This is a genomic window from Holdemania sp. (assembly GCF_986127675.1).
This window is the reverse complement of record NZ_CFQZWI010000101.1, coordinates 1-10,063: the sequence shown is the minus strand read 5'-3', so window position 1 is coordinate 10,063 and position 10,063 is coordinate 1. Positions and strand designations below refer to the sequence as shown.

At 52.3% G+C, this 10,063-nt stretch carries 7 protein-coding genes; 5 read left to right on the top strand and 2 right to left on the bottom strand.

Annotation, left to right across the window (positions count from 1 at the left end; translation table 11 throughout):
- Window positions 1–29 precede the first annotated feature (29 nt).
- Window positions 30–1,997, bottom strand: a complete 1,968-nt coding sequence (locus AC5OW4_RS12680; protein ID WP_072684990.1) for a BglG family transcription antiterminator — start codon at window positions 1,995–1,997, stop codon at window positions 30–32.
- A 278-nt stretch (window positions 1,998–2,275) separates the two neighbouring features.
- Window positions 2,276–3,028, bottom strand: a complete 753-nt coding sequence (locus tag AC5OW4_RS12675) for a DeoR/GlpR family DNA-binding transcription regulator (protein ID WP_195395411.1) — start codon at window positions 3,026–3,028, stop codon at window positions 2,276–2,278.
- A 75-nt stretch (window positions 3,029–3,103) separates the two neighbouring features.
- On the opposite strand from AC5OW4_RS12675, the gene AC5OW4_RS12670 reads away from it, so the two are divergent.
- The 5 genes from AC5OW4_RS12670 to AC5OW4_RS12650 all read left to right on the top strand — a co-directional run bounded on the left by AC5OW4_RS12670 (window position 3,104) and on the right by AC5OW4_RS12650 (window position 9,688).
- The gene (locus AC5OW4_RS12670; RefSeq protein ID WP_195395412.1) at window positions 3,104–3,892 is read left to right on the top strand and encodes a 5-deoxy-glucuronate isomerase; all 789 of its coding nucleotides are present in this window, start codon (window positions 3,104–3,106) and stop codon (window positions 3,890–3,892) included.
- Window positions 3,893–4,059: 167 nt separating this feature from the next.
- Window positions 4,060–5,115: a transaldolase family protein gene (locus tag AC5OW4_RS12665; protein WP_195395413.1), complete on the top strand. Its 1,056-nt coding sequence runs from the start codon at window positions 4,060–4,062 to the stop codon at window positions 5,113–5,115.
- A gap of 12 nt (window positions 5,116–5,127) precedes the next feature.
- Window positions 5,128–6,279, top strand: coding sequence for an iron-containing alcohol dehydrogenase (locus AC5OW4_RS12660; RefSeq protein WP_195395414.1), 1,152 nt, complete (start codon window positions 5,128–5,130; stop codon window positions 6,277–6,279).
- A gap of 93 nt (window positions 6,280–6,372) precedes the next feature.
- The gene (locus tag AC5OW4_RS12655; protein ID WP_195395415.1) at window positions 6,373–7,332 is read left to right on the top strand and encodes an aldo/keto reductase; all 960 of its coding nucleotides are present in this window, start codon (window positions 6,373–6,375) and stop codon (window positions 7,330–7,332) included.
- A gap of 565 nt (window positions 7,333–7,897) precedes the next feature.
- Window positions 7,898–9,688: a flavocytochrome c gene (locus AC5OW4_RS12650; RefSeq protein WP_195395416.1), complete on the top strand. Its 1,791-nt coding sequence runs from the start codon at window positions 7,898–7,900 to the stop codon at window positions 9,686–9,688.
- Window positions 9,689–10,063: the final 375 nt, after the last annotated feature.

Sequence of the window (10,063 nt, the reverse complement as noted above, 5' to 3'; positions counted from 1 at the left end):
TCTCCTTATCGTAGCTTTGCTTACTGAAATTACTTGATTAAATATTTGTAAAAATCGACGTTGGTCTGAAAATTCCGCAGGACGTTGACCTGCTCGTCGGTTCCGACCAGCTTGATGTACTGCTTATAGAAAGCCTGGGTGCGGCGGATCTCAAAGTCATTGGTCATTTTCACGACTAACAGAAAGATCACGTCGACCATTTCGCTGTCCCACAAGATCGGTTTTTCCAGCGTGGCGATGACGACCCGGGCTTCGTTGATCTCGTTCTGATCGCCATGAGGAATCGCAACGCCGTTGCCGATCGACGTCGGCGTAAACGCTTCACGGTCCAGGACCGTCTTGACATACTTGCGCGTGACATAGCCCTTGCGGACCAGATGATCGCACAAATACTTCAGCAGCGCCGGCTTGTCGTCAATTTTCAGATGCGTAAAGATCAGATCCGGCTCAAACAGCTGGTGGCAGTCCGCGTCGAACTGCGCCTCGCTGACCTTGTTGAGAATCGTGTTGCGGATCCAGTGGTTGATTTTCTGAATCGAAGCGTCGGACAGGAAATCGTCGATCTCCACGATCCGCGGGTCATTCAGCTGCAGCTCGCGCGTCGTCAGAATCAAATCGACGTCCGTGACTTTTTCAATCTTGAAATCATGGACGCTGACCACCTTCACCGAATGAATCAGGCTGGACGAGCGGCAGATCTTGTCGCACAGCATCTGGTTGATGCCCATGCCCGAAGCGCTGACCAGCATCGTCCGGACCGGATTCTCATTGCGCTCCAGAGCGGATTGGATATACAGCACGATATAGCCCAGCTCATCCTCGCTGACCTTCAGATCGAAATATTCCTCAAACAGAACGGAGATCAGCCAGGCAACCCGGAAGGTCTTTTTATATTCCGTTTTGATATAACTGGTCAGTCCATTGGTATGTCCACGTTCATAGCGCAGCCGAAACAGCGTGGGCCGCATGTGAATCAACAGGCCGTGATAGAGCGCGTCGTCATGCGTCAGATCGACGTTGAGAACGTTGCTGACAACGGAGATGATCTTGCGGACAAATTCCTGCAGCTTGTTGTCATATTCCCGCAGCACCTCGCCGCTGTCGGCGCTGTAGCCGCTGTCGATCAGCTTGGAGCACAGGATCTGGATTGACAAAAACGCTTTTTCCTCAGTCGGCAGCGTCATGTTGAAATGCGCCCCAAGCTTTTTAAAGATCGCTTCGGCAAAGCTGTATTCGTTGTACTTCTGAAGCATTTCCAGTTCCTCGTCTGAAAATTTCAGCTTGCGGCCATTTTCCTGCTGGTTCTGATAGATCGCCAGCGATGCGTAAACAAGCACCTCGTTGAAGGATTCCTCGGCGAACTCAAAGCTCCATTCCTTTTCCGTTTCCATGATTCCCCGCCGGATCGCATCAAGATCCAGTCCCGGCATAAAAAACAGGATGCTTTCCTCGACGTTGGTCTCGGTATCGAATTTCAGAATGAAATGCTTCAATGCCAGGCGGTAGGACACCTCGTTGTACGCCAGTTCCAGACCCTTGTTGCGCACAACGTTCAGCTCGATGTTAAACAGCTTCAGCCAGCTGCGGCAGTCGTTGATCACCTTGAGCGTCGTCGGTACGCTGAGATAGAGCTGGGAGGCCAGCTGCTTGGTCGTCAGCGTGTTGTTCTTCGTGCTTTTCAAGATCAGCTTCAGCGCTGTTGCGGTGCGGACCTGATCGTTTTGCAGTACGTCCATATTCGTCGAGTTGTTGATCAGCGAATTGAGCTTCAGCCGCTGCTGCGCATCCGCGTTCAGCCAGATCCCGATCCGGGGTTTCTTGCATATCTCGCCCAGCTGGTTGTCCAGCAGCATGTTGTTGATCACTTCCACTTTAGTGCGGATCGTTTTTTCTGACAGTCCAATTTCTTCCGCCAGCTGGCCCGTGGTCACCATCTCTTTATTCAGCAGCGCCTTCAAGATCAGCTGGGTGTAGTAATTAGACTTTTGATCATTCATTTTGTCACCGCCCTTCCCTCGTCAATAAAATAGCATACTTTCCTGTTCCGGCTGAAAGAAAAACGGGAACAGAAATCCGGTAATTTTTTGCTTGTTGTTTCGCGAAGCTGGGGAAAAAGCATGAATATCCCTTTTATAAAAGCTTTTTTAATACTTTTCTCGAAGAATCACAAGTTGATCAAGTTAACCAAGACCTTCTCAAAACCAAGTTGACAACCTGATCAACAGACACTATGATAAGCTTGTCCAGGCAATCAAAAAGCCCGGCTTGTCCGGACTTAATCAATCAACTGGATTTTGAGATTTTTGAAGTATTGTCGGTATTTTTCACTCGGTTCTTCATCGGTGATAATTCCGGTAATGCCTTCAAGATCGAAAAACTTGTTAAACGCCACCGTACCGAATTTCGAGTGATCGGCGACGATCCAGACCTCCGCAGAATTCTGGATCACATGCCGCTTGATCACCCCTTCATTGAAATCGGTATTCGTCAGCCCCTTGGAAATCGACAGGCCGACCGTGGAAATGAACGCTTTATTATAGTAGTACGGATAAAACGAGGTATCGGAGAAGAAGGTCTGGGTTTCCCTTCTCAGCTTCCCGCCCAGGCAGATGCCCGTCAGATTCTCTGTTTCCGTCAGCGCGTTCATGACATGCAGGCTATGGGAGATCACTGTGATCTCCTGTTGATGAAGATAGGGGATCATGGTATAGGCGGTGGAACCTGAATCCACAAAAATTACGTCGCCGTCCTGCACCTGCCGCGCCGCCAGCTGACCGATCCGATCCTTGGCCGCCGCGTTGGTGCGCAGCCGGGAAGATAAAGTCGGCAAAGTCGCCGCGCTGATCTTTTCCGGTTTAGCCAGAACGCCGCCGTACACCTTGGTGATCACATTGCGGTCCTCCAGTTCCTTCAAATCCCGGCGCAGCGTCTGCACGGAGATATTGAACAGCTGCTGAAGCTCCTCGTTGCTCACCGAGCGGTTTTTGCGGATATAGGCTTCCATTTCCTGCAAACGATTGTATTTCATGGTTTTTCCCCGACCTTTCAACTTTCTCCATTATAGACAAGTTGAATCCCTGTGACAAGCAGAAAGGAGTTCACAATGCTAAGAAAAAATGAGGATCTGCATCCCGGTTTCAATCAGATCTGCGACAGTGAAAAAGACCGGATGTTCATGAACGTTCAACTGTTAATCGCCCATAAAGGCGAGTCCTGGCCGATCCAGTCAAAGGATCAGGAAACAGCGCTGCTGCTGCTGAGCGGAACTGTCGTCTATCAATATGAAGGCAAAGCGGTCAGCGCCGTGCGGAAGGATTGCTTCCACGACGACGCGACCTGCCTGCACGTCTGCCGGAACACGCCGGTGACGCTGGTCTTTGAGGAAGATGGCGAGGTGCTGGTCCAACAGAAGGAAAACCCGCGGATCTTCCCGGCCGTGCTGTATGACAAGTCCAACATCGACAAACAGTTCTTCGGCGAAGGCAAGCTGGCTGCCACGACCAAGCGCCAGGTCACGACGATCCTGGATTACCAGCGCACGCCATATTCCAACATGGTGCTGGGGGAAATCACCAACTTTCCAGGCATCTGGAGCAGTTATCCGCCGCATCATCATCCCCAGCCGGAGGTCTACTTCTACAAGTTCGATCATCCGCAGGGCTTCGGCAGCTGCTTCATGGGCGAGGAGGTCTATAAAATCACCCACAACAGCGTCGCGATGATCCCCGGCGGTCTGACCCATCCGCAAAATGCCGCGCCGGGCTACGCGATGTTCTATGTCTGGATGATTCCGCATCTAAAAAACAACCCATGGATCAAGACGCGCACTTTCGACCCCGATCATGAATGGGTCAACGATCCGGATGCCGAATTCTTCCAGCTTGATCAATAAGCCATAACCCCTTCATTCCTCAGGTCCGCTCAGCCATCGCGCAGAATTCCGTCCGTCTTCGAAAAAAAGGACAGCGGCAAATGCCTTGCCGGGCAGCGGTCCTGCAAAACAACGCCAAGTCTTGTCAAGGCGGTCAGCCTGTTAAAGTAAAGGAGAAATAAAAATACATGAATAAATTATACGAAATGGTCACCCGCTTCCCGCAGACGGAAGTGTGGAACGACTCCTGCAGCTGCAAGGAGCTGCAATACGCAATCGACAACGGCGCCAGCGGCGCAACCACCAACCCGGTCATCGTCGGCAACGTCTTAAAGAAGGAACTACCCGAATGGGAAGAGATCATCAGAGAAATCATCAGCACCCATCCGGCTTACACCGAGGATGAGGTCGCCTGGGATGTGATCAAGGCGTTAGGCGCCAAAGCCAGCCGGCTGCTTTTGCCGATGTTTGAGGAAAGCCATGGTCAGAAAGGCCGGATTTCGTTTCAGACCAACGCCAAGTTCTACCGCAGCAAGGACAAGATGGTCGAGCAGGCCTGCAAGCTGGCGGCCACCGTGCCCAATTCCCAGATCAAAGCCCCGACCTCCAAGGCCGGCATCGAAGCGTTTGAGGAATTAACCTACCGCGGCGTCAGCATCAACGCGACAGTCTCATTCACCTGCGCCCAGGCGATTGCGGTCGCCGAAGCCGTGGAGCGCGGCTTGGCGCGGCGGGAAGCGGAAGGCTTGTCCACGGCGGAAATGCATCCGGTCTGCACGATCATGGCCGGCCGGACCGACGATTACTTAAAAGCCTGGGTCAAGCAGCACGACGTGATGATCAGCGCGGAAGCGTTGGACATGGCGGGCGTAGCGGTCGTCAAAAACGCCTACCGGTTATACAAGGAACGCGGCTATCGGACAAAGCTGCTGGTCGCGGCCTTCCGCAATCAGCATCATTGGGAAGAATTCATCGGCGGGGATATCGTTCTGACGATCACCAGCGACTGGCAGCGCAAATACAACGGCAGCGACGTCGTGATCCAAAACAACATCGACACGCCGGTCGCAGACGAGCTGATCAACGAGCTGATGAAGCTGGATGAATTCAAAAAAGCATACTTTGAGGATGGGTTAAAGCCGGAAGCGTTTGAGCACTACGGCGCGTTTTTGGCGACGATGAATCAGTTTCTGGGCGGCTATGACGATTTAGTCAAACTCATCCGCGGCTACATGATCAAATAAGGAGGAACGACAATGGCAAATCTATTTTTAACACCCGCTAAAATCATCAACGGTTCAAGCGCTCTGGAAATGGCCGGTCCCGCATTGGCCGCGTTAGGCAAAAAGGCGCTGATCGTCACCGATTCGATGATGATCAAGCTCGGCAATCTGGACAAGGTGCTGAGAGTGCTGAATCAGCATCATGTCGGATATTCGATTTATGCTCAAATCAACAGTGAGCCATGCGATACGATGATCATCGACGGCTTGAAGCAATATCAGGCGGAACACTGCGACTTCTTGATCGCGCTGGGCGGCGGTTCGCCGATCGACTCGATGAAGGCGATCGCGATGATGAGCGCCGATCCAAACCGGCCGTTGAATTCCTACATGGGTCAGCCGGTGGAAACGCCGCTGCCGAAGAAGGTCGCGATCCCGACGACTGCCGGCACGGGTTCGGAAGCAACCCAGTTCACGATCATCACCGACACGGAAAACGACGTGAAGATGCTTTTAAAAGGCGGCAGTCTGATTCCGGATCTGGCGATCATCGACCCGCAGTTCACGATGACCGCGCCCAAGGGCGTGACCAGCGCGACCGGCATCGACGCCCTGTGCCACGCGATTGAAGCCTACACCTCCCGTCTGGCCCAGCCGCTTTCCGACACCTTTGCGCTCAGCGCCGTCAAGCGGATTTTCAACAATCTGACAAATGCCTATGAGCATGGCGACAATGAGGAAGCCCGGATCCAGATGTCGCTGGCGGCGCTGGAAGCCGGGATCGCCTTCAACAATTCCTCGGTAACGATCGTCCATGGCATGAGCCGTCCGATCGGCGCGCTGTTCCATATCGCGCATGGCTTAAGCAACGCCGTGCTGTTGGAAGTCTGCATGAAATATGTTAAGGATGGCGCAGTGGCCCGGTTTGCGGATCTGGCGCGTTATTGCGATATGACACAGTGTGAGGATGATGAACAGGCGGCCGATCTGTTTATTGAAAATCTGTCCGCGCTGTTAGCCCGGCTGAACGTGCCAACCTTGGCGCAGCTGAATGTCGATCGGGATCAGTTCATGAATTCGCTGGAAAAAATGGCCCATGACGCCAACGTTTCCGGCTCCCCGGCCAACACCCGCAAGCCGATAACGGAACAGGCGATGATCGAGCTGTATAAACAGCTGTGGTAAATTCTTCAGATCTTTCTTAGCCCCTAAGTTTCTCCCCTGCCCCGGGACTTCCCGTTTTTTTCCGGCATCAATGATGAAAGGATGATCTAAATTATGCGCATGACTCATTTTAAAAACGCCAACGTCGACGTCAGTCAGCTGGCCGTCGGCACCTGGGGGCTGGACAGCCTGCGCTGGAACGGCGCGATGAGCGAAACCGAAGCGATCGAAGCAATCCGCGCGATGATCCAGGGCGGCGTCAACCTGATCGACACAGCACCCAACTATGGCAACCACAGCTCGGAACAGATCGTCGGCAAAGCGATCCAGGGTCTGAACCGGTCTGAGATTTTAATTTCCACGAAGTTCGGCACGCACAATGATTTATTCACCGGCGGCGTATTCCGCGACGCCCGTTTCGGTACGGTCATGGAGGAAATGGCCAGCTCGCTGCGCAACCTCCAGACCGATTACGTCGATTTTTATTTCCTGCATTGGCCGGATACGCACACGCCGATTGCGGAAACGATGTGTGCCCTGAACTTCTTAAAGCAGCAGGGAAAAATCCGCTATATCGGCTTGTCCAACTGCGATCAGCCGTTATTGGAGGAAGCGATGAAATACGGTCAGATCGACGTCGTTCAGCCGCCCTTCTCGATGATTGATCAGCGTTATAAGCCATTGATGCAATGGTGTGCCGCACATGGCATCGACACGATGACCTATGGTTCCTTAAGCGGCGGGATTCTGACCGGCCGGTTCCACGAGGTTCCCGACTGGCCGGCCAACGATGTCCGGCTGTCCTTCTATAAGGGCTTTAAGCCGGAGATCTTCCCCCGCGTCATGGAGCTGATGGCAACGCTGGATGAAATTGCCCGGACACATCAGGTTCCAGTCAGTCAGGTTGCGATCAACTGGTCGACGCAGAAAGCATTCGTCTCCACCGCGTTGGTCGGCGTACGCAGCGTGCGTCATGTCGCGGAAAATCTCAATACGTTCACATGGCAGCTCAGCGATGCTCAAATGCAGCAAATCGACGCGGAAATCGCACGGCTGGGATTGGATCAGCTCTGATTCCCTGCTCACCGCCGTTGTATCACGGTTCTTCTTCCTTAGAGAAAAATGAGGGCTCCGTAAGGAAGAAGGATTTCAACGCTGAAGCTCAACGTTGAAGAAAATTACGCAAAACGAAATGTTTGTTGATAGAAACGCCGGGACCGGATTGCCCGGCGTTTTATTTTATGTCAAAAAAACTCAAAAGAGTTGTTTAATTACCATTCTTGAGTTATACTGAATATGGAAAGCCGGGACGCTCTTTGCTTTACAGGAAATTTGATTATCGTCTTTCCTGAAAGCTCCTATCGCTGAAGATTCTTCCAACTTTCTGCCAATAGATTCCGTCCCGCGTCTTTCCGCCTGTTGATCATAAGATCCAGCGCATAAAAACAGAAGAATCCGATTGAAATTAACAGCCATGAGAACACCTGTCCCTCATGGATTCGGTTAACTCCCTGAAAAAATTTTGTTTAAATTATCTGTTTTTGTGCACAAATGGACAATATTACAAAAAATGCAGAAGATAATCCATTCAAACCTTTCGGCCGGTTCTATAAAATAAGAATCAGGAGGAAGGAAAATTATGAAAAAAATCGTTAAACTGATGCTTTCCGTCATGATGATCGCTTCGATGGCTGCGTGCAGCTCGGCACCGAAGAATGATCAAGGCGGCGAAGGCAAATTCAAAGCAGGAACTTACACAGGCACCGCCCAGGGCAATAACGGCGACGTTACCGTCGAAGTCACCTTGAGCGCCGACAAAATTGAAAAGGTCGAGGTCACGGAACACAAGGAATCGGCCGGCATCTCCGATGCGGCGATCGCCAACATCCCGGCTTCGATCGTTGAATCCCAGTCGCTGAACGTCGACACGGTATCCGGCGCAACGCACACATCCGACGCGATTCTGGACGCTGTCAAAGCGGCGCTGACAGAAGCCGGCGCAGATATCGAAGCGCTGATGAGCGGCGAGGGCGCGGCGAAGACGACCGTTACTTTAGAAGATAAGACCTATGACGTCGTTGTCTTAGGCGCCGGCGGAGCGGGCTTGTCTGCAGCGATCGAAGCACAGGCAGCAGGAGCAAATGTCGTTGTCATTGAAAAAATGCCATATGTCGGCGGCAACACGATTCTGTCCTATGCCGAACTGGCCTGCCCGAACAACTGGCTGCAGGAAGAACAGGGCATTGAAGACAGCCCGGAACTGATGGCGAAGGAAATGTGGGAAGGCGGCGGAAAGGTCGCGAAGAAGGAAATGGTCGATATCGTCGCGAACAACGCGACGGCGGCCGCGGAATGGCTGCGCGATGAGATCGGCGTCAAATATCAGGATTACCTCGTTTGGGAAGGCGGCCACAGCGTAGCCCGTGCCGTTGAACCGATTGATTTAGGCCCGGGCATGATCAATCCGTTAAAGGAATACGCTGAAGGTCACGGCGTTGAAATCATGCTGAACACCAAGGCTGAAGAACTGATTCAGGATGAAACCGGCAAGGTTGTCGGCGTTAAGGTCTCTCAGGGCGATCAGACCGCGACGATCTCCGCGAACAATGGCGTCGTTCTGGCCACCGGCGGTTTCGGCGCGAACGTCGAAATGCGCGAACATTACAACACACGTTGGGAAACACTGGACGAATCGGTTAAAACGACGAACTCCCCGGCGATTGTCGGCGACGGCATCGTCATGGCTGAAAAGATCGGCGCTCATCTGATCAATATGGAACACATCCAGCTCTATCCGTTCAACAATCCGATCACCGGCGTCTTCTATGGGATCGAAGCACCAAGCTGGTCGGGTGAAGGTCTGATCTATGTCAACAAAGACGGCAAGCGTTTCGTCAACGAAGTTGCAATGCGCGACGTTCGTGCTGAAGGTATTCTGGCTCAGGGCGGTTTAGTCTACGCGATCTACAATCAGGAAGTCGCTGACCGGCTGAATCTGGAAGAAAAATTCGCCGATGAATATGCCCGCTGCCTGGAAGACGATGTCTTCTTCAAAGCCGACACGCTGGAAGAAGTCGCGGAACACTACGGCATCAACGCTGAAAACCTCGTTGAAACGATGGATAAGTACAACGAAGGCATCGAAAACAACAACGATGAATTCGGCCGTACCACCAGCATGGTCACGATGAAGGAAGGCCCTTGGTTTATTCTGGAAGGCGTCGTTTCTGTCCACCACACAATGGGCGGCGTTGAAATCAACGAAAATGCAGAAGTTCTGGATACTGAAGGCAATGTCATGCCAGGTCTGTTCGCCGCAGGCGAAGTTACCGGCAGCATCCATGGCAACAACCGCGTCGGCACCTGCGCGATCGCCGATATCACCGTCTTCGGACGGATCGCCGGCCGCAACGCAGCCGCTGCGAAATAAATCAAGTTTCCTCCAAGGAATCCCAGTCTGACGGCTGGGGTTCTTTTTTTCTTATTTTTTCCATGTCAGCGGATTGTAACACCTTGTTTAACGAAACTTAAGGATTCTTTCAAAGCAAATGGATACCCGCAGACTCGCTGGGAAAATGATCTGGCGACCATCGCCATCCGATTTTCAGCCTGATCGCCGCAATCGAAGTGCCGGATCAGAGCGTTGAGGTCATCTTGTTATCATGACTTCGCTGAGTCCAAGACGGGACTGGTTTACCAGTGCCGATCTATCCCCTTATAAAAGGATGTCTCTGAAACAGAAGATCTCTTTTTAATGATTCAGGCAAAGAGTCCAACGCTTCACGAAATTGTGTCTCATAAAAAC